Origin of the sequence: Solirubrobacter pauli, from assembly GCF_003633755.1 — a bacterium.
GTDB lineage: Bacteria > Actinomycetota > Thermoleophilia > Solirubrobacterales > Solirubrobacteraceae > Solirubrobacter > Solirubrobacter pauli.
In genome coordinates, this window is the sequence record NZ_RBIL01000001.1 from 627,284 (window position 1) to 643,677 (window position 16,394).

Below are 16,394 nucleotides of genomic sequence, written 5' to 3' on the forward strand. Positions count from 1 at the left end.
GTCCAGAGCCGCGGGCCGATGCTGCTCGTATGAGCACCTATCTCGTGATCGGCGGAACCGGCAAGACGGGCCGTCGCGTCGTCGACCGGCTGCGCGCCGACGGCCACACCGCACGTCCCGTCAGCCGCGCGACGGGGTTCGATTGGACCCGCCCCGAGACCTACGACGCCGCCGTCGCCCGCGTGGACGGCGTGTTCCTGACCGTCGCGGGCCAGGATCCGGCCAACGCCGGCCGGGTCGCCGACCTGCTGGACCGCTCCGAGCGCGCCGGCGCGCGGCGCGCCGTCCTGCTCTCCGCCCGCGCCGTGGAGTTCCATCCGACCGGTGCCCTCGCTGCGGTGGAGGCCGCGACCCAGGCCGCGCCGCTGGCCCACACGATCCTCCGGCCGTCGTGGTTCGCGCAGAACTTCACCGAGGCGTTCCTGTCCCCGGACGCCGAGGGCCGCGTGACCGCGCCGGCTGGTGACGGCCGCGAGCCGTTCGTCGACCTCGAGGACGTCGCCGCGGTCGCCGTGGCCGCGCTGCTGGACGGGCACGACGGCACGCTCGAGCTCTCGGGCAGCGAGGCCCTCACGTTCGGAGAGGCCGTCACCGTCCTGGGCGAGCGCACCGGGCGTCCGGTGCGGTTCGAGCCGGCCGACCCGCTCGCCTACCGGGCGGCGCTCGCCGAGCAGCTCCCCCCGGAGTACGTCGACTGGCGGATGGCGATGTTCGACGCCATCCGGACGGGCCGCGACGCCCGCCTCAGCGACGGCATCGACGTCGTGCTCGGCCGTCCCGCGACGAGCTTCTCCGCCTGGGCGGAGCGCGAGGTCACGTTCGCCGCAGCAGGATCCGCGAGATGAAGTGGTCGCCGCCCTTCTCGAGGATCAGGTCGGCGCGCGGCCGCGTCGGCTTGATGTTCTCGAGCAGGTTCGGGCGGTTGGTGCGCTGCCAGATGCCCTCGGCGACCGCGGTCGCCTCCTCGTCCGACAGCACGGCGTAGCGATGGAAGTAGGAGTCGGGGTCCTGGAACGCGCCGTTGCGGAGCTTGAGGAAGCGGTTCAGGTACCAGCGCTGGACGTCGGACTCCTCGGCGTCCAGGTACAGGGCGAAGTCCGCGAAGTCGGACACGTAGACGCGGCCGCTGCCGCGCTTGAGCACGTTCACGCCCTCGAGCACGACCACGTCGGGCCGGCGCACGACCTGCGACTCGTCCTCGACGATGTCGTAGATCAGGTGCGAGTAGACCGGCGCGCGGACCTCCTCCACGCCGCTCTTCAACTCCGCCACGAAGCGCAGCAGGCGCCGCCGGTCATAGCTCTCCGGGAAGCCCTTGCGGGCGAGGATGCCCTTCTCGATCAGGGTCGCGTTCGGGAGCAGGAAGCCGTCGGTGGTGACGAGCTCGACGCGCCACTCCGGGCGGATCGTCTGCAGCAGCCGCACGATCATCCGCGCGGCGGTCGACTTGCCGACCGCGACGCTTCCGCCGAGCGCGAGCAGGAACGGCACCGCGTGCTCCGGGTCGCCGAGGAACTCGCCCTGCGCGGCCGAGAGCTGCTTGGCGGCGTCGATCCGCAGCTCGAGCAGCCGCGCGAGCGGCAGGTAGACCTCGTCCACCTCGTCGGGCGCGACCGGCTCGCCCAGGCCGGAGAGCCGCGCCAGCTCGTCGTAGTCGAGGGTGACCGCGGTCGGGGCCGCCAGCTCGCTCCAGCGCGAGCGTGGGACCGCGACGAAGGGTGAAGCCGCGCCGAGCTTCAGCAACAGCGCGCTTGGGGTCTGGCTTCGCGCTCGTCCTGGCGCGCGCGCTCGAAGGCGCGACGGGTCATCACCGGCTCGTCCGGGTGGTCACGGCGGCGATGCTCGACGTAGCGGTCGTACGCCGTCTCACCGGACACCTCCCGCAGGTACCAGCGCACCCCGGTGAACACGTCCCTCACCGTCACGAGATCGTCTCCAGCTTGCGGTCGAACAGCCCGTCCGGCGCGTCGAGCTCGGACTCCTGCGCGGGCACCTCGGAAGTCGGCAGCGGCTCGCGCGACCGGATGGCCTTGATCGAGATGCGGGTGGCGTCGAGGATGACCACGATGATGAGGGTGGCGAAGAACGCGGCGAGCACGCCATCCACGGTCGAGTTTGTCACGACCGCGTTCATCTCGTCCAGGTCTTTGGCCGGAGGCAGGACCTGCCCGGCGGCGATCGCGTCCTGGAACTTGTCGCGCTGGGCGAAGAAGCCGAGCTTCGGGTCGCCGCTGAACACCTTCTGGTAGCTCGCGGTGAGCGTGACGACCGCGTCCCAGGCGAGCGGGATGCCGGTCACCCAGGCCCACTTGAGCTTGCCGTGCTTGATCAAGAGGACGGTGCAGAGCGTGAGCGCGATCGCCGCCAGCAGCTGGTTCGCGATGCCGAACAGCGGGAACAGCTGGTTGATCCCGCCGAGCGGGTCGGTCACACCCACGTACAGGAAGTAGCCCCAGGCGGCGACGATGATCGCGCTGCAGAGCCACACGCCCGGCTTCCACGACACGTCGCGGAACGGCTTGTACACGTTGCCGATCGTGTCCTGGAGCATGAAGCGCCCGACCCGCGTGCCCGCGTCCACCGTGGTGAGGATGAACAGGGCCTCGAACATGATCGCGAAGTGGTACCAGAACGCTTTCATGCCCTGGCCGGTCACTCCGGCGAAGATCTCGGACACGCCGAGCGCGAACGTCGGCGCGCCGCCGGTCTTGGAGATGAGCGACTCCTCCTCGACGGCCGTCGCGGCGGACTGCAGCGCGTCCGGGGTGATCGCGAACCCGATCCCGTTGACGAACTCCGACGCCGTCTGCACCGTGCCCCCGGTGACGCCCGCCGGTGAGTTGACCGCGAAGTACAGGCCCGGGTCGATGATCGACGCGGCGATGATCGCCATGATCGCGACGAAGGACTCCATCAGCATCGCGCCGTAGCCGATGAAGCGGACCTGCGTCTCCTTCTCGATCAGCTTCGGCGTGGTGCCGGACGCGATCAGCGAGTGGAAGCCCGAGAGCGCGCCGCACGCGATCGTGATGAACACGAACGGGAACAGCGAACCGGCGAACACCGGGCCCTCGCCGTTGGTGGCGAACTTCGTCACCGCCTCGTTCTCCATCACCGGGAGCGTCACGAGGATCCCGATCGCGAGGAGCACGATCGTGCCGATCTTCATGAACGTCGAGAGGTAGTCGCGCGGGGCGAGCAGCATCCAGACGGGCAGGACGGACGCCACGAAGCCGTACGCGATCAGGCAGAAGACGAGCGTCTCGGGTTCGAGCGTGAACGCGTCGGCGAGGCTCGAGTCCTGGACCCAGCCACCGGCCGCGATCACGATCAGCAGGAGCACCACGCCGATCAGCGAGACCTCCAGCACCCGCCCGGGCCGGATCACGCGCAGGTAGAAGCCCATGAACAGCGCGATCGGGATCGTCATCGCGATGCTGAACGTGCCCCAGGGCGAGTTCGCGAGCGCGTTGACGACGACGAGCGCCAGCACCGCGAGCAGGATCACCATGATCGAGAGGACGGCGACCAGCGCGGCGATGCCGCCGACCGGGCCGATCTCGTCGCGCGCCATCTGCCCGAGGCTCTTGCCATCGCGGCGCATCGAGAAGAACAGGACGACCATGTCCTGCACCGCGCCGGCGAAGATCACGCCGGCGACGATCCAGATCGTGCCCGGCAGGTAGCCCATCTGGGCCGCCAGCACGGGGCCGACGAGCGGCCCGGCGCCGGCGATCGCCGCGAAGTGGTGGCCGAAGAGGACGCGCCGGTCGGTCGGCTGGAAGTCGCGGTCGTTGTTCAGGCGCTCCGCGGGCGTGGCGCGGCGCGCGTCCGCCCCGAGCACCTTGTACTGGATGAACCGCGCGTAGAAGCGGTAGGCGATGGCGTACGAGCCGACGGCGGCCGCGATCAGCCAGGCGGCGCTGATCGACTCGTCGCGCACCAGCGCGATGACTCCCCAGGCGACGGCCCCGACGATGGCCACGGCCGACCAGATCGCGATGGACTTGGTCTTCACGGCTTTCCTCCCCCACGCGTACTGCCAGCGGCGGATTCCTCCCCGAGGTATGCGCTAGCTAAACGCGCGGACCCCGGCGGCGACCGCCGCTGCGACGAGCATCACGACGATCATCGGCGCCTTCGCCAGCATCGCGAGGATCGCGGCGGCGAGCCCGGCGGCGCGGGCATCGACCGCCAGGCCGTCGTCGGTGCCGAACGTCTCGTAGATCACGAGGCCCGCGAGCAGGGCGGGAGCGAGGAGTGCGGTCACCTGCAGCGCGCGCTGCGGCAGCTCGCGCGTGCCCAGGACGAGCGTGCCGGTGGCCTTGGCCGCGAACGTGCCGACGGCCAGCGCCGCGATCGTGATCCACACCGTCGTCATGTCGCGGCCGTCGTGCGCGTGTGCTTGAGGCCGATCAGCGCCGCGCACGCCGCGGCCACGACCGGGACCCCCGCGGGCGTGAACGGCATCAGCAGGAAGGCGATCGCGGCGCCGCCGGCCGCCGCGGAGAGCCGGACGCGGTCGCGCAGCTCACCGAACAGCAGGAAGGCGAAGAAGGCGGGGAACATCGCGTCGAGACCCAGCGCCTGCGGATCGCCGAGCACGGGGCCGAGCACCACGCCGGCCAGGGTGCCCGACCCCCAGGCCGCGAACTGCGGGAGCGTGGAGCCGATCAGCCGCTCGCGGTCGAACGTGCCGTCGCCACGGCTGGCCAGGGCGAACGAGGAGTCCACGATCGCGACCGACTCGATCGAGCGCTGCACGGGCCCGCCCTTCAGGAACGGGCCGATCGCCAGCCCCATCGGCAGCCAGCGCGCGTTGAGCAGCATGCCGGCCGCGATCGCGGCCAGCGCGCCGCCGCCGGTCACCAGGACGGTCAGCGCCGCGAACTGGGCAGCACCGGAGAAGACGATGAAGGACATCAGCACGGGGGCGATCGAGCCCATCACGGGCTGCGCGAGCACGCCGAACGAGAAGCCGCCGGCGAACGTCGGCAGGATCAGCGAGCCGCCGGCTCTCAAGCCTTCTCGGAAGTTGTCGTCCACGGTTGCACCTTACCGTATGATTTGCTCTTAGTGGTAATACCCACCCCCGAGACGATCAAGCTGCAAGGTGGCTCGTTGGCGCTGGACTTCGCCAACTCGGCCGACTGGACCGAGGACGAGGCGATCATCGAGGAGCAGGACGTGCTGCTCGAGCCGGCGTCGCTGGATCGCTGGGGCGAGCGGCTCGGCGTCGCGGGCCGGCCCGGCGGCGCGGCAGAGCTCGAGCGCGCGCGGGCACTGCGACGCGCGCTGCACACCCTGTTCTCGGCGCTGGCGCGGGACGAGGCGCCCGACGCCGACGCGCTCGCGCAGCTGCGCGACGCCTACGCCGAAGCCGCCGCCGCCGGGTCGTTCACGTCGCGGCCCGATGGGTCGCTCGTGCTCGACTGGTCACGCGAGGAGACGCGGCGGGTGCGCTTCGCGGTCGTCGCCGATGCGGTCGCGCTGCTCGCCGACCCCGACCGCGTCGGGCGGCTGCACCGCTGCCCGGGTCGCGACTGCGGATGGGTGTTCCTGGACACGAGCGGGCGCCGCAGGTGGTGCTCGATGTCCACCTGCGGCTCGCGCGAGAAGATGCGCCGGATGTACGCGCGCAAGCGCGCGGCGGGGAATTAGCCGATCACGCGCAGGTCGAGTGCGCTCGGTGACAGGTTCACCGGGCCGTCGGCGCTGACGAGGATGTCGTCCTCGAGCCGGATGCCGCCGCGCTCGCTGTTGTAGATGCCGGGCTCGACCGTGAAGATCATGCCCTCGCGCAGGGGGATCTCCGACGTGGCGACGAGGAACGGCGGCTCGTGGATCTCGGTGCCGATCGCGTGGCCGGCGCCGTGCAGGCAGGCGCCGATCTCGGGATGGACCTCGACGACCACGCGCTGCGCCTGGTCGACGTCCTTGGCCGTGTTGCCGACCTTGGTGGCCGCGACCGCGTCGTCGTAGGCCTGCTTGACGACCGCCCAGGCGGAGGCGGCCCAGTCGGACGGCGTGCCGGCGTGCGCGACACGGGTCATGTCGCCCCAGTAGCCGTCGAACTGCGCGGCGATGTCGGCGACGATCACGTCGCCTTCCTCGAGCCGGCGGTCACCCGGCGAGCCGTGCGGGTCGCCGGCGTGGGCGCCGAAGAGGATGTGCGGGCCGGGATGGCTGCCGCCGCGGCGCGCGAGGCTGTACGCGGCCTTCGCGTTGACGTCGGCCTCGCTGTCGCCGACCTTCAGGTCCGCCCAGACCTCCTCGTAGACCTCGATGATCTGCGCGCAGGCGTGCTTGACGGCCGCGATCTCCTCCGCGTCCTTGGCGGCGCGCAGCTCCATGATCAGGTTGGACGCCGGGACGAGCTCGTACCCCGCTTCGGCGAGCGCCTTGGCGCGCGCCCAGATGAAGTGGTCCTCCTCCACGCCGATCCGCTTGGCACCGCCGAACGTCTCGTAGAGCGTCGGCAGGCCGTTGGTCTTGGCGGCGTCGTAGAGCGCCTTCTCGAGGCCGGTCGGGGCGGCGCCGACGCTGTCGCGGTCCAGGCTCGGGGCGATCAGGGCGCCTTCGCCGCCACGGCGGACCGTGACGCCGAAGAAGCGCTCCATCTGCAGACCCCAGAAGCCGGTGAGGTACGCGATCGAGGCGTCCTTGGTGGCGAGGACGGCGTCCAGACCCGCGTCCTCGAGCAGAGAGTCAAGCGCGGCGACGCGCGAATCGTGCGACATCGCCGCGCACCCTAGCGTCAGCGCACCTTCACGGCGTGAGACGACGTGACGCTGCTGTACGTCAACTTGAGGGTGAGGGTATTGCCCTTCTTGGCCTTCTTCGTCTTGCTCAGCCGGACGGTCACCGGCCCGCCCCGCTTGGCCGTGGCGCTGCCGGCGGCGATCTTCTTGCCCTTGAGATTGGCCGAAAGGGTCACCTTGCCGGCGGCCGGGACGGTGACCTTCACGGCAAGCCCCTGGCGCAGCGCCTTGGCCGTCGTCTTGGTCAGCGCGATCGTCGCCTTCGCCGGCGGCGCCGGGGCGGGAACCGGCACGGGCGGGGCCGGGGGCGCGGGCGGATCGGGCGTGTACGCGGCGGCCGGCGGGTTCGCCGGGCCCCAGTCGGGCTCGCTGCCGGTGGGCGTGAGGATCGAGTCGTTCGGCGCGGCGCACACGCCCGGGCCGAACGCCGTGAAGCGCGAGACCTCGATGCCCTTGCTCGACCCGTACGCGATGCCGGCGTTGTCCGGCGCCCAGGTCGGGTCGTGGTACGCCGGGTCCGGCTTGGTCATCTCGCAGGCGAAGTCGGGGTACGCCGGCGGGAACTCCGTCTTGACGTCGCCCTTGACGGCGAAGAACGTCAGCTTGAGGTTCGCGCCGTAGTCGCTGGTCACGGCGAGCTTGCTGCCGTCGCGCGTGACCTCGCCGTCGCCCATGTCCCCGTTCGGGACCATCCAGGGCTGGCTGTTGTAGTCGCCGGCGTCGAGGTCGTCGATCGCGACCTGGCGCCCGAAGCCGCCGAACACGAGCGTGCGGCCGTTCGTGACCCACTCGGGGTTGGAGACGCTGTGCTGGTTGCCGTACACGCTGTGCGGCGTGGCGGTCGTGACGTCCGCGTCGGTGTAGAAGACCGACCGCTGGATCGAGCCGCACGAGGACGCGATGGGGCACGAGTACGAGAGGTACGCGTAGGCGATCTTCGTGCCGTCGGGTGAGAAGCTCAGCTGCTTCGGGGCGGGCGCGAACGTCCCGCCGTCGCCCGACTTCGCCGGCGGCGTGGTGATCGTGTGCAGCGGCCGGCCATCCGCCGCCATCACCTGGATCGGCCCCGTGCCCTGCACCGCGGCGATCCGGCCGTCGTCGGCCTGGGTCGGCGAATGCCAGCCGCCGCCGTTGGTCAGCTGCACCTTGCGCGAGCCGTCCGGCGTGGCGGACCAGACGTTGCCCTGGTCGATGTAGACGATCGAGTCGGCGTTCGCCACGGCCGGCGCGAGCAGCGTGAGCAGGCCGGTGGCGAGGAGGAGGCGGGGAAGCATGGCCGGCACTGTCACCGCCGGCCATTGCCGAATCCTTGCCCGCAGGTTGCGGCTCCTAGCTCAGCACCTGAGCCTCGTAGCCCTCTTCCTGCAGCTTGCCGAGCACGGTCTCGGCGTGGTCGCGGCCCCGGGTCTCGAGCACGAGCTCGACCGCGGTCTCGCGGACGTGCAGGCCGAGCCCCTCGCGCACGTGCGAGACGTCGACGATGTTCGCGCCGGTGCCGGCCACGGCGGCGAGCAGCGTGGCGAGCCCGCCGGGCCGGTCGGGGATGCGCGTGAGCGCAACGAGGCGGCGTCCCGCCTCGGTCTCGTGCCGGCGCGCGATCGCGGCCAGCAGCCCCGCGTCGACGTTGCCGCCCGACAGGACGGCGACGGTCGTGCCGTCGGTCGTCTCGACCTGACCGCCGAGCAGCGCCGCGACGCCGACCGCGCCCGCGCCTTCGACCACGAGCTTGCAGCGCTCGAGCAGCAGCGCCATCGCCTCGGCCGTGGCCTCCTCGTTGACGACGACGAGGTCGTCGAGGTGCGTGCGCAGGATCGCCAGCGGGATGCCGCCGGGGCGCTTGACCGCGATGCCGTCGGCGATCGTCAGCGCCGTCTTGGCCTCTACCGGCGTGCCGGCCTGCATCGACTCCGGGTACGGCGCGCACGCCGCGGCCTGGACGCCGATGATCTTCACGTGCGGCTTGGCGTCCTTGATCGCGAGCGCGGTTCCGGCCGCGAGGCCGCCCCCGCCGATCGGGATCACGACCTGCGCGAGGTCCGGCACGTCCTCGAGCAGCTCCAACCCCAGCGAGCCCTGCCCGGCGACGATCGCCGGGTCGTCGAACGGGTGCACGAACGCGAGGCCGTTCGTCTCCGCCCGCTCGAGCGCCTCGACGATGCACTCGTCGACGGTCCTGCCGCCCTCGTGGACGATCGCGCCGTAGCGGCGCGCGGCCTCGATCTTCGCCATCGGGGCGTCGACCGGGACGACGACCTCGCAGTGCACGCCGCGGGCGGCCGCACCGGCGGCGAGCGCCTGCGCGTGATTGCCGGCGGAGGCGGCGATGACGCCGTTCGCGCAGCCGCGCTCGCCCAGCGACTCCAGCTTGGAGGCCACGCCGCGGACCTTGAACGACCCGGTCCGCTGGAGGTTCTCGGCCTTCAGCGAGACGATCCCGCCCGTACGCTCGGAGAACGTACGGGTCGAGAGCATCGGCGTCCGGCGCGCGACGGTCTCGACCGCCGCGCGTGCGGCTTTGACGTCGCGCGCGGTGACGCTCACAGCGCGATGATCGCGTCCATCTCGACCTCGGCGCCCATGGGGAGGGCGGCGACGCCGATCGTGGTCCGCGCGGGCGGGTCGGAGGGGAAGTAGGTCGCGTACGCCTCGTTCATCTCGGCGAACACGCTGATGTCCGTGACGTAGACCGCCACGCGCACCGCGTTGGAGAGCTTCGCACCCGCCGCCTCGGCGATGATGGTCAAGTTGTCGAGACAGCGCTTGGCCTTCTCCGCGGGCGAGCCGTCGATGAGCTTGCCGGTCTCCGGGTCCAGGTGCACCTGGCCGCTGATGAACAGATGGCCGTTGGATTTCACGGCGTGCGAGTAGGGTCCGGCGGCGGGCGGGCCCGGGTTGGCCGTCACGGTTTCACGAGACTGGGACATGAGAAGGACCGTATCTGAGATGCCGAATCGCCTTGCTTCCGAGACATCGCCGTACCTGCTGCAGCACGCCGACAACCCCGTCGATTGGTACCCGTGGGGCGAGGAGGCGTTCGCGCGTGCCCGCGAAGACGACAAACCGCTGCTGATCTCGATCGGCTACGCCGCGTGCCACTGGTGCCACGTGATGGAGCACGAGTCGTTCGAGGACCCGGAGATCGCGGCGTTCATGAACGACCACTTCGTGTGCGTGAAGGTGGACCGCGAGGAGCGTCCGGACGTGGACGCGATCTACATGGACGCGGTCCAGGCCATGACCGGGCAGGGCGGCTGGCCGCTGAACGCGTTCGTGACGCCCGAGGGCACGCCGTTCTGGGCCGGCACCTACTTCCCGCCGGCCGGGCGCCAGAACATGCCGGCGTGGCGTGACGTGCTGGGTTCGCTGGCGCAGGCGTGGGTCGACCAGCGCGACGAGATCAAGACCGCCTCGCGCGAGATCGTGCCGCGGCTGGCGGGCGCCGCGACGCTGGAGGCCTCCGGCGAGGAGTTCAAGCCGGAGGTGCTCGACGAGGCCGTGGCGATCCTCCAGCAGGTCTTCGACCAGGAGACCGGCGGCTGGGGCGCCGCCCCCAAGTTCCCGCTCTCGCCCGTGATCGAGTTCCTGCTCGCGCGCGGCGAGCGGCCGATGGCGCTGCAGACCCTGCGCCGCATGGCCTCCGGTGGGCTCTACGACCAGGTCGGCGGCGGGTTCTCGCGCTACTCGGTCGACGAGCGGTGGGCGGTCCCCCACTTCGAGAAGATGCTCTACGACAACGCGCTGCTCGCACGGACCTACCTGCACGCGTGGCAGATCACGGACGACCCGCTGTTCCGGCGCGTGTGCGAGGAGACGCTCGACTGGGCGATCCGCGAGCTGCGGCAGGACGAGGGCGGCTTCGCGTCGTCGCTGGACGCCGACTCCGAGGGCGTCGAGGGCAAGTTCTACGTGTGGACGGCCGACCAGATCCGCGCGGCGCTCCCGCCGGACCTCGCCGAGGCCGCGATCGCCCACTACGGCGTGACCGACGCGGGGAACTTCGAAGGTGGCACGACCGTCCTTTCGCGCGTGAGCGGGGATCCCGCGGGGTTGGGCGAGATCAAGGCCGGGCTGTTGGCGGCGCGGTCGGCGCGTGTGCGCCCGGCGCTCGACGACAAGCGCGTCACCTCCTGGAACGCGCTGATGATCTCGGCGCTGGCCGACGCGGGCGCCGCGTTCGGCCGCGCGGACTACCTCGCCGCCGCGGTCACGTGCGCGTCCTTCGTCGAGTCCGAGCTGCGCTCGCCCGACGGCGGCTTGCTGCGCGTCTTCAACCGTGGCCGCGCGAAGCAGCCGGGCTTCCTCGACGACTACGCGTACCTGCTCGAGGCGTACCTGACCCTGTACGAGTCGACGTTCGAGGAACGCTGGTTCGTGCGCGCGGTCGAGCTGGCCGAGACGATCCTGATCCGCTTCCACGATCCCGAGCTCGGTGGCTTCTTCTCCACCGGCGCCGAGCACACGGGCCTGATCGCCCGCCGCAAGGACCTCGAGGACGCGCCGATCCCGTCGGGCGCGTCGTCGGCGTGCTACGGCCTGCTGCGTCTCGCCCGCCTCACCGGCGAGTCGTCGTACCTGGACGCGGCGTCCTCCCTGATCGCGCTCCTGCACCCGATCGCGCCGCGCCACCCGCTCGCCTTCGGCCACCTCCTGCGCGCGATGGACTTCTTCGTCGCGCCCGTCCGCGAGGTCGCGCTGGCAGGTCCGGCTGACGAGCTGGCCTCCGTGGTGCGGCGCGGCTACTTCCCGCACGTGGTCCTGGCCGGCGGCGGCGGCGACGCGGTGCCGCTGCTCGCCGACCGCCCAGCCGTCGACGGCGGCGCCACCGCGTACGTCTGCGAGCACTTCACCTGCCAGATGCCTGTGACCCGCGTCGAAGACTTGACGCGTTTGTTGCAATAGCGTCTTGTTCCGTTCACCCCCGGCGCTGATGCTCCGGGGGTGGGCAATTTCACTTCCGGAAAACGACAGTCAGACTCCCCAGACCTCACCGTCGCGCGAGTCGCCACTTCTCAGTGGGGTGTTCTCGACGTTGCGGAGCTTCGCGCGTGTGGGCTCAGCGACCAGGCGATCATGCGCCGCCGCAGGCGCGGCACGCTCCACCGCATCTACCCGGGTGTCTACGCCGTCGGCTCCCCCACGCTCTCGATGCAGGGACGTTTCCTCGCGGCCACGAAGGCCACCGACGGCGTCCTGAGCCACTACTCGGCCGCGACGCTCTGGCGCCTCGTCGACTACGACGAACGCGCGCGCCCCCAGGTCACCGTCCCGCACGACAAGCCGAAGCAGGTCGCGGGCATCCAGGTCTTCCGCTCCCGCCGCGACGTCCAGGCGCGCACCCTCGACGGCATCCGCGTCGCCACCCCCGCCGAGGCGCTCGTCGGCCTCTCCTCGGTGATGGCGTTGATCCCGCTTCGACGAGCCGCCCGAGAAGCCCTCGCCCTGAAGAAGGCCACCATCCGGGAGCTCCTCGGCAAGACCAAGCCGCTCGATGAAGCCCTCGCGCTCGGCTTCGTCCCCACCCGCTCGGTGCTCGAGGACTCCGTCGACGACCTCATCCGCACGGCCTTCGACCCGCCGATCGCCCAGCAGACGCTCGTCCTGGACGGCATCCCGACCACCCCGGACTTCCGCTGGCCGCATCTGCGCCTCTGCGTCGAAGCCGATGGCGACCAGTGGCACAACCACCTGCTCGCCCGCCAGGACGACGCGGCCAAGCAGGCCCGCTTGGAAGCCCACGGAGAACGCGTCCTCCGCGTCACCTGGACCCAGGCGACGCGCGAGCCTCAGCAGACGCTGGCGAGGCTCGCCGCCGCGGGCGCGCCTACAAGATCGAGAGGTAGCGCTCGAGCTCCCACGGAGTGACCTGGACGCGGTAGTCCTCCCACTCCTGGCGCTTGATCTCGATGTAGCGGTTGAAGATGTGCTCGCCGAGCGTACGCAGCACGAGCTCGGACTCGGCGGTCACCTCGATCGCCTCGCCGAGCGTCTCCGGCAGCTGCTCGATGCCGAGGCGGCGGCGCTCGTCCGGGGAGAGGTGGTAGAGGTTCTTCTCCATCGGCTCGGGCAGCTCGTAGCCGCGCTCGATGCCCTCGAGGCCGGCCTGCAGCAGCACCGCGAAGGTCAGGTACGGGTTGCACGCGGGGTCGGGTGCGCGCAGCTCCATCCGCGTGGCGTTCTCCTTGCCGGGGTGGTACAGCGGGACGCGCACGAGCGCGCTGCGGTTGCGGCGGCTCCAGGCGACGTAGACCGGCGCCTCGTAGCCCGGCACGAGGCGCTTGTAGGAGTTCACCCACTGGGCGAAGATGCTGCAGATCTCGCGCGCGTGGCGCAGCTGGCCGGCGATGAACGCCTTGCCGACGTCGCTCAGGAAGTACTTGTCGTCCGCGTCGTAGAACGCGTTGCGGCCGTCCTTGAACAGCGACTGGTGCGTGTGCATGCCGGAGCCGTTCTCGCTGAACAGCGGCTTGGGCATGAACGTCGCGTGCCAGCCGTACTTAAGCGCGTACTCCTTGACCGTGATGCGGTACGTCATGCAGTCGTCGGCCATCTTCAGCGCGCTCGCGTAGCGCATGTCGATCTCGTGCTGCGACGGGCCGGTCTCGTGGTGCGAGTACTCGACGTCGATGCCGAACCGCTCGAGCGCGAGCACCGTGTCGCGGCGGACGTCCGAGCCGGCGTCCAGCGTCGTGAGGTCGAAGTAGCCGCCCTCGTCCAGGACCTCGGTGCCCTTGTTGTCCTTGAACAGGTAGTACTCGAGCTCCGGGCCGACATTGAACACGTCGAAGCCCATGTCCTTCGCGCGCTGCTCGGCACGGCGGAGCACGTGGCGCGGGTCACCCTCGTACGGGCGGCCCTCCGGGGTCTGGACGTCGGCGAACATCCGCGCGACGCCCGCGCCGTCCTCGGGCCGCCACGGCAGCACGTTGAACGTCGTCGCGTCGGGCATGGCGATCATGTCCGACTCCTCGATGGCGTTGAAGCCCGTGATGGAGGAGCCGTCGAAGCCCATGCCGCCCTCGAAGGCGTCGTCGAGCTGCTCGGCGGAGATCGAGAAGGACTTGAGCTGCCCGAGGATGTCGGTGAACCACAGGCGGACGAAGCGGATGTTGTTCTCCGCGACGAGCGCCTTGACGTCTTCGGGAGTCTGGGGGCGGTCTGACATGGCGCCGCTCAGGCTAATGGACCGGGCGGCGTGTCGTCGTGGACTGGCGGTCGGACTCAGTCCAACCAGCGGTCGGCCCACTGCTTGAGCTCGGCCATCGCGGGCGCGAGCTCACGGCCCTTGTCGGTCAGCTCGTACGAGACCTTCGTCGGCGTCCCGTCGCTCACGTGGCGCTCGACGATCTTGCGCGCCTCGAGCTCCTTCATGCGCTCGGACAGCAGGCGGTCGGACAGGTCGGGCACCGCGTGCGCGATCTCGGTGAACCGCATCCGACCGCCGTGCAGCAGCACATAGAGGATCGCCCCGGTCCAGCGCTTGCCGACGAGCTCCACGGCTTCGTGGTAGCGCGGGCAGCACGCTTCGCAGCCGTGCGTCTCGGAGGCTTCGGGGGCCTGGGTTGTCATGGACCCGGAGTTCATCAGGCGTTACGCGGCGCGGAGCACCCGCGTCTCTTCGACCGAGCCGTCCACGGGGACGTCACCGGCGACGTTGACCATAGCGGTGAAGGACTCCATCGACAGCACGGCGATGGCCTCGAGCAGCTGCTCCTCCGTCCACCCTGCCTCGCGCGCCTCCTCGTGCAGATGCTGCGGGAAGCGGCCCTCGGTGAGCAGCGGGCGCAGGTAGCGCAGCAGCGCCGCCTCGCGATGATCGCCGGAGTCCCAGCGCTTCGCGCGCGCGACCTCGTCGATCCCGAGGCCCGCCTGCCGACTCGTGCGCGTGTGCAGCTGCAGGCCCGGCTTCGATCCGTAGTGCTCGGCCACCGCGAGGCCGATCCGCTCCGCCGAGTGGCGCGGCAGGTTGCCGTTGCGGAGCTCGGCTCGGTAGCGCACGTAGGCGCGCAGCGCCGCCGGCGCGCCCGCCAGCACGCCGAGGAAGTTGGGAAGTTGCCCAGCCGCCGACGACGCACCCTTGAGGATCGGCAGCGAACCTTCCGGTGCCGTCAGGTCGTCATGGATGGGAAACCGGCTCATCTCTGTCTTGGGCATGGCCACCACCGTCGGGGAGCTAATGGGGCTTACGACAGGTAAGGGTATGTCCGGACGCCGCGCCCCGCAAGGCTTCGGCGTACGGATCATTGGCCGGTAGTCAGAACGGCGATCAAGACGAGCAGGAACCCGAGCGCCACGGCGTACCCCGCGATGCGGTCCGGACGGTGCCCGATCCGCTCCACCGCGGTGCGCGGCCGCCGCTCGGTGCGCGGCACGGGCAGCCGGTCGGGATGCCCGCTGATCTTGACCGTCTTGCGCTCACGCGGCTCGGCCGCCAGCGACTCGAACTCGGCCGTCTGACGCCGCGGCGCCGCGTCGAGCTCCTCGCTGATCACGCCGGCGCTCAGCTCGTCCTCGTCACGCGAGAGCACGATCGTGCGGCTCTCCCCCGGCACGAGCGGCGCCTCGTCGAGGTCCTCGCCCCACGACATCACGGCGCGCGCGGCCGCGCGGGGATCAAGCTCAGGGTCGCGCCGGGCGGCGTCGGCGGCGGCGCGGTGATCGCGCGGGCGGTCGCCGACCTCACGGCGAGCGCCGGCGCGCTCTTGCACGGTCTCGCCGCGGGCGAACCGGCGGCTCTCGTCGGAGCGGTGCTCGGCGACCGCGGTGGCGGTCTCGCCGTCGTGCCGGATCACGATCTCGTGCTGGACCGCGCGCCGCTCGACGCGGCTGAAGCGGCTCGGCATGCGGTCGAAGATGTCCTCGTTGACGCCCCAGTCGGCCGCGGCGCGACGACGCCGGCGCGGCGCTTCGCTCTCGTGGTCGTAGAAAGCCCGGTCCTGGGCTTCTTGTTCAGGGGCCATCGACTCGTCCTCTTCCTCGGCTTACGGGGTTAGCTGACGGGCTCGCGCCAGAAGAGCGGCGCTACGACGACCAGGACGACCATCGACTCGCCCCACCTGCAGTGGGTCCCCCGCTTCCCGCGTCCAACGGGAATTCAGCGGATGCGAGCGAAAATCGTACCAGCGCCATGAGCGCCTGCACGCTTGTGCTTTCTACATCAACCGTCGGACGGAGCGGCGGCGCCCACGGACTTTGCGACAAATTTCGCGACGTCCTCGGCGTCCTGGCCCGTGTACAGCTGCGCGGGCATCTGCCCGTTGCCGCGCGAACGGCCCTTGAGGATGGCGTCGAGCGTGAACTCCGCGTTCGGCGCCAGCTGATCCAGGTTGGGACCGACCTTCGCGACCGCGTTCGCGGCCTTCAGCGTGTGGCACAGGCTGCAGCGCTTGCCGAACAGCTCCTGCCCCCGCTTCTCGTCGTCGGTCAGACCGGAGATCTGAGCCGACGGGATGTTCTTGTCGTTCGCCTCCGAGGTGATCACCCACGCCGGGATCAACCCACCGAGCACGACGATCGCCGCGAAGAACAGGAACAACATGAACCGCCGGCTGCCTCGCGTCTGCGAGTGCATCATGCCGGCGAGCCCGCCGCGACCGCGACTCATCGCGATCACGAGCGTGGTGATGCCAAGCGCAA

The 16,394-nt window shown here is 70.8% G+C and carries 18 protein-coding genes and 1 riboswitch; of the genes, 4 read left to right on the forward strand and 14 right to left on the reverse strand.

Annotation, left to right across the window (positions count from 1 at the left end; translation table 11 throughout):
- Nucleotides 1-29: 29 nt before the first annotated feature.
- Complete coding sequence (locus C8N24_RS02915; protein WP_121247828.1) at nt 30-845, forward strand: NAD(P)H-binding protein; 816 nt, start codon at nt 30-32, stop codon at nt 843-845.
- Here the strand turns inward: C8N24_RS02915 and coaA are convergent.
- The 5 genes from coaA to C8N24_RS02940 are packed head-to-tail and all read right to left on the reverse strand — an operon-like array spanning nt 814 to nt 5,046.
- The gene (gene coaA / locus C8N24_RS02920; RefSeq protein ID WP_121247830.1) at nt 814-1,743 is read right to left on the reverse strand and encodes a type I pantothenate kinase; all 930 of its coding nucleotides are present in this window, start codon (nt 1,741-1,743) and stop codon (nt 814-816) included. The genes C8N24_RS02915 and coaA overlap by 32 nt on opposite strands.
- Entirely contained in the window at nt 1,737-1,919 is a 183-nt protein-coding gene (locus C8N24_RS02925) for a YbdD/YjiX family protein (RefSeq protein WP_245971740.1), read from the reverse strand. Before C8N24_RS02925 ends, coaA begins: the two co-directional genes overlap by 7 nt.
- A gap of 2 nt (nt 1,920-1,921) precedes the next feature.
- On the reverse strand, nt 1,922-4,018 hold the full coding sequence (locus C8N24_RS02930) for a carbon starvation CstA family protein (protein WP_121247834.1): 2,097 nt from the start codon (nt 4,016-4,018) through the stop codon (nt 1,922-1,924).
- Between the two features lie 54 nt (nt 4,019-4,072).
- Nucleotides 4,073-4,381, reverse strand: a complete 309-nt coding sequence (locus C8N24_RS02935) for an AzlD domain-containing protein (protein WP_121247836.1) — start codon at nt 4,379-4,381, stop codon at nt 4,073-4,075.
- Complete coding sequence (locus C8N24_RS02940) at nt 4,378-5,046, reverse strand: AzlC family ABC transporter permease (RefSeq protein ID WP_121247838.1); 669 nt, start codon at nt 5,044-5,046, stop codon at nt 4,378-4,380. The genes C8N24_RS02935 and C8N24_RS02940 overlap by 4 nt, the downstream gene beginning before the upstream one ends.
- 30 nt (nt 5,047-5,076) lie before the next feature.
- On the opposite strand from C8N24_RS02940, the gene C8N24_RS33240 reads away from it, so the two are divergent.
- The gene (locus C8N24_RS33240; protein ID WP_170178809.1) at nt 5,077-5,661 is read left to right on the forward strand and encodes a CGNR zinc finger domain-containing protein; all 585 of its coding nucleotides are present in this window, start codon (nt 5,077-5,079) and stop codon (nt 5,659-5,661) included.
- Here C8N24_RS33240 and C8N24_RS02955 read toward each other — a convergent pair.
- Genes C8N24_RS02955 through C8N24_RS02970 form a run of 4 tightly spaced genes read right to left on the reverse strand, consistent with a single transcriptional unit; the run spans nt 5,658 to nt 9,685 of the window.
- On the reverse strand, nt 5,658-6,740 hold the full coding sequence (locus C8N24_RS02955; protein ID WP_121247842.1) for a M24 family metallopeptidase: 1,083 nt from the start codon (nt 6,738-6,740) through the stop codon (nt 5,658-5,660). The genes C8N24_RS33240 and C8N24_RS02955 overlap by 4 nt on opposite strands.
- A gap of 17 nt (nt 6,741-6,757) precedes the next feature.
- On the reverse strand, nt 6,758-8,035 hold the full coding sequence (locus tag C8N24_RS02960; RefSeq protein ID WP_121247845.1) for a TolB family protein: 1,278 nt from the start codon (nt 8,033-8,035) through the stop codon (nt 6,758-6,760).
- A gap of 55 nt (nt 8,036-8,090) precedes the next feature.
- The gene (ilvA, locus tag C8N24_RS02965; protein WP_121247847.1) at nt 8,091-9,302 is read right to left on the reverse strand and encodes a threonine ammonia-lyase; all 1,212 of its coding nucleotides are present in this window, start codon (nt 9,300-9,302) and stop codon (nt 8,091-8,093) included.
- Nucleotides 9,299-9,685, reverse strand: a complete 387-nt coding sequence (locus tag C8N24_RS02970) for a Rid family detoxifying hydrolase (protein ID WP_121247849.1) — start codon at nt 9,683-9,685, stop codon at nt 9,299-9,301. The genes ilvA and C8N24_RS02970 overlap by 4 nt, the downstream gene beginning before the upstream one ends.
- Before the next feature lie 19 nt (nt 9,686-9,704).
- On the opposite strand from C8N24_RS02970, the gene C8N24_RS02975 reads away from it, so the two are divergent.
- Together C8N24_RS02975 and C8N24_RS02980 are read left to right on the forward strand one after the other, a co-directional pair.
- The gene (locus tag C8N24_RS02975) at nt 9,705-11,660 is read left to right on the forward strand and encodes a thioredoxin domain-containing protein (protein WP_121247851.1); all 1,956 of its coding nucleotides are present in this window, start codon (nt 9,705-9,707) and stop codon (nt 11,658-11,660) included.
- 39 nt (nt 11,661-11,699) lie between these two features.
- Entirely contained in the window at nt 11,700-12,623 is a 924-nt protein-coding gene (locus C8N24_RS02980) for a type IV toxin-antitoxin system AbiEi family antitoxin domain-containing protein (protein WP_121247853.1), read from the forward strand.
- Here C8N24_RS02980 and C8N24_RS02985 read toward each other — a convergent pair.
- The 5 genes from C8N24_RS02985 to C8N24_RS03005 form a co-directional block, all read right to left on the reverse strand.
- The gene (locus C8N24_RS02985; RefSeq protein ID WP_121247855.1) at nt 12,583-13,923 is read right to left on the reverse strand and encodes a glutamine synthetase family protein; all 1,341 of its coding nucleotides are present in this window, start codon (nt 13,921-13,923) and stop codon (nt 12,583-12,585) included. The two genes, C8N24_RS02980 and C8N24_RS02985, sit on opposite strands and share 41 nt — an antisense overlap.
- 56 nt (nt 13,924-13,979) lie before the next feature.
- On the reverse strand, nt 13,980-14,327 hold the full coding sequence (locus tag C8N24_RS02990) for a winged helix-turn-helix transcriptional regulator (protein ID WP_121252896.1): 348 nt from the start codon (nt 14,325-14,327) through the stop codon (nt 13,980-13,982).
- Between the two features lie 21 nt (nt 14,328-14,348).
- A complete protein-coding gene (locus C8N24_RS02995; RefSeq protein ID WP_121247857.1) occupies nt 14,349-14,912 on the reverse strand; it encodes a carboxymuconolactone decarboxylase family protein in 564 nt (187 codons plus the stop codon).
- Nucleotides 14,913-14,998: 86 nt separating this feature from the next.
- On the reverse strand, nt 14,999-15,718 hold the full coding sequence (locus C8N24_RS03000; protein ID WP_121247859.1) for a hypothetical protein: 720 nt from the start codon (nt 15,716-15,718) through the stop codon (nt 14,999-15,001).
- A 4-nt stretch (nt 15,719-15,722) separates the two neighbouring features.
- Nucleotides 15,723-15,868, reverse strand: a riboswitch (cyclic di-AMP (ydaO/yuaA leader).
- A gap of 47 nt (nt 15,869-15,915) precedes the next feature.
- Nucleotides 15,916-16,362, reverse strand: a complete 447-nt coding sequence (locus C8N24_RS03005) for a c-type cytochrome (protein ID WP_211339822.1) — start codon at nt 16,360-16,362, stop codon at nt 15,916-15,918.
- Nucleotides 16,363-16,394 lie beyond the last annotated feature (32 nt).

Coding starts and splice junctions, on each gene's coding strand:
- C8N24_RS03000 (WP_121247859.1), bottom strand. CDS start 15,718: ATGGCCCCTGAACAAGAAGCCCAGGACCGGGCTTTCTACGACCACGAG.
- C8N24_RS02970 (WP_121247849.1), bottom strand. CDS start 9,685: ATGTCCCAGTCTCGTGAAACCGTGACGGCCAACCCGGGCCCGCCCGCC.
- C8N24_RS02915 (WP_121247828.1), top strand. CDS start 30: ATGAGCACCTATCTCGTGATCGGCGGAACCGGCAAGACGGGCCGTCGC.
- C8N24_RS03005 (WP_211339822.1), bottom strand. CDS start 16,362: ATGAGTCGCGGTCGCGGCGGGCTCGCCGGCATGATGCACTCGCAGACG.
- C8N24_RS02935 (WP_121247836.1), bottom strand. CDS start 4,381: ATGACGACGGTGTGGATCACGATCGCGGCGCTGGCCGTCGGCACGTTC.
- C8N24_RS02960 (WP_121247845.1), bottom strand. CDS start 8,035: ATGCTTCCCCGCCTCCTCCTCGCCACCGGCCTGCTCACGCTGCTCGCG.
- C8N24_RS02975 (WP_121247851.1), top strand. CDS start 9,705: ATGCCGAATCGCCTTGCTTCCGAGACATCGCCGTACCTGCTGCAGCAC.
- C8N24_RS02990 (WP_121252896.1), bottom strand. CDS start 14,327: ATGACAACCCAGGCCCCCGAAGCCTCCGAGACGCACGGCTGCGAAGCG.
- C8N24_RS02995 (WP_121247857.1), bottom strand. CDS start 14,912: ATGCCCAAGACAGAGATGAGCCGGTTTCCCATCCATGACGACCTGACG.
- C8N24_RS02985 (WP_121247855.1), bottom strand. CDS start 13,923: ATGTCAGACCGCCCCCAGACTCCCGAAGACGTCAAGGCGCTCGTCGCG.
- C8N24_RS02955 (WP_121247842.1), bottom strand. CDS start 6,740: ATGTCGCACGATTCGCGCGTCGCCGCGCTTGACTCTCTGCTCGAGGAC.